Source organism: Paraburkholderia sp. J94, from assembly GCF_905220285.1.
Classification (GTDB): domain Bacteria; phylum Pseudomonadota; class Gammaproteobacteria; order Burkholderiales; family Burkholderiaceae; genus Paraburkholderia; species Paraburkholderia tropica_A.
Genome location: NZ_CAJMZH010000051.1, coordinates 1 through 640, shown reverse-complemented (window position 1 = coordinate 640; position 640 = coordinate 1). Strand labels below are relative to the sequence as shown.

Annotated in this window: 1 protein-coding gene; it reads left to right on the top strand. The window is 60.0% G+C overall.

What is annotated here, in order from left to right; genetic code table 11:
* Nucleotides 1-640: NAD(P)/FAD-dependent oxidoreductase (locus U4Y88_RS37595; RefSeq protein ID WP_321790135.1), on the top strand; the 640-nt coding region annotated here is incomplete at both ends.

The following is a 640-nucleotide window of genomic DNA, read 5'->3' as shown; positions in this document are numbered from 1 at the left end:
ACATCTGGGCCGTCAGCTGAACGAGAAGTTCAAGCTCGGCAAGGACGCCGATCCGCAGGTCTACGGTATCGGCATCAAGGAACTGTGGGAGATCGATCCCGCGAAGCATCAACCGGGTCTCGTGATTCACACGGCCGGCTGGCCGCTCGAAAACGATACGTATGGCGGCTCGTTCCTCTATCACATCGACAACAACCAGGTGATGGTGGGTTTTGTCGTCGGCCTCGCTTATACGAATCCGTATCTGTCGCCGTTCGAGGAATTCCAGCGCTACAAGACGCATCCGGCAATCCGCAAGTATCTCGAAGGCGGCAAGCGTGTTTCGTACGGCGCGCGCGCGATGACGGCGGGCGGTTTGATGTCGCTGCCGAAACTCGTGTTCCCGGGCGGCGCATTGGTCGGCGACGATGCGGGCTTTTTGAACGCAGCGCGTATCAAGGGCAGCCACGCGGCGATCAAGACCGGCATGCTGGCTGCGGAAGCGGCATTCGAAGCGGTGCAGGCAGGTCGTACGAGCGATGAACTCACGGCGTATCCCGAAGCGTTCAAGCAGTCGTGGCTTCACACCGAACTCTACAAGGCGCGCAATTTCAAGCAGTGGATGAGCAAGGGCCTGTACCTCGGCACGCTGATGGTCGGC